Origin of the sequence: Bradyrhizobium cytisi (assembly GCF_008123515.1) — a bacterium.
Lineage (GTDB): Bacteria > Pseudomonadota > Alphaproteobacteria > Rhizobiales > Xanthobacteraceae > Bradyrhizobium > Bradyrhizobium cytisi.
On sequence record NZ_VSSR01000174.1, the window covers coordinates 1 to 1,415 of the forward strand.

Annotated in this window: 1 pseudogene; it reads right to left on the reverse strand. The window is 60.2% G+C overall.

Features of this window, described 5'->3' with window-relative positions:
- A pseudogene (locus FXB38_RS42395) lies at window positions 1-1,394 on the reverse strand (hypothetical protein); the annotation flags it as partial.
- Window positions 1,395-1,415 lie beyond the last annotated feature (21 nt).

The window sequence follows — 1,415 nt, forward strand, 5'->3', positions numbered from 1 at the left end:
AAGTTGAACCCGTCGATTGGCGGATCGATGACGAGGGTGCCGCCCTTTCCATCGCTTGAGAGATTGAACGTTGAATGGGTGTAGTCGCCCGCCAGCGTGATGTGTGCGACGTGGTTCTGCGCGTCCGAGACGGTGAGTACCCCGCCCGATGTGTCACCTGAATATGCGACCTTCGTGCCTGATCCGAACGAAATGTCTTTCAGGTCGAGTATGTCGGAACTGGACGGATCACCGTTGCCGGAAAGGCCGTAAATCGTGCCAGTAAATTGCGTGGAATGATCGAAAGCGAGGGTACCGGTGACGCCCTTGAACGTGACCGATGCAGAAGCTGCTCCAGTCAGTTCGAGCGACGCTCCTGGCTCGATGACGGTCGCTTGGCTCAGGTTGCCGAGAGCAAGAGTGATCTTTCCAGAAATATCAAGTACGGTCGATGAGCTATTGATTACGCCGTCGCTGTTGAGATCCTGATGCAGCACCGTCTCGATCGATTTCAAGGATGCGCTCGCCCCCGAGACGTTGCTGAGCAGGTTGGAGGTGAAGTTGCCGTTGCTGTCGGCGGTCCACACCGTGAAGACACCGGTCAAGGTGTTCTTCCAGGCGACGTCGTAGCCGCTGGAGGTCGCCTCCGCCGCGATCGGCGTCCAATTGCTGAACTGGCCTGCCACGTAGGCCGCACCATTGAACTTCAGCACAGGCCCGCTTCCACCGCTTGTTGGATCGAGGAGGTAGTTGCTGCCGACCTGCACCAGGCTGGTCGCACCGGCAGCCTCGACGGTCGTCGTGCGCAGCCCGATCACACCATCGCCGTTGAGGTCCTGCTGAAACAGCGTCTCGATCGACTCAAAAGCTGTGCTTGTTCCGGAGACATTGCTCAGGAGGTTGGAGGTGAAGTTGCCGTTGCTGTCGGCGGTCCACACCGTGAAGACACCGGTCGAGGTGTTCTTCCAGGCGACGTCGTAGCCGCTGGAGGTCGCCTCCGCCGCGATCGGCGTCCAATTGCTGAACTGGCCTGTCACGTAGGCCGCACCATTGAACTTCAGCACAGGCCCGCTTCCACCGCTTGTCGGATCGAGAAGGTAGTTGCTGCCGGCCTGCACCAGGCTGGTCGCACCGGCGGCCTCGATGGTCGTCGTGCGCAGCCCGATCACGCCATCGCCGTTGAGGTCCTGCTGAAACAGCGTCTCGATCGACTCAAAAGCTGTGCTTGTTCCGGAGACATTGCTCAGGAGGTTGGAGGTGAAGTTGCCGTTGCTGTCGGCGGTCCACACCGTGAAGACACCGGTCGAGGTGTTCTTCCAGGCGACGTCGTAGCCGCTGGAGGTCGCCTCCGCCGCGATCGGCGTCCAATTGCTGAACTGGCCTGCCACGTAGGCCGCACCATTGAACTTCAGCACAGGCCCGCTTCCACCGCTTGT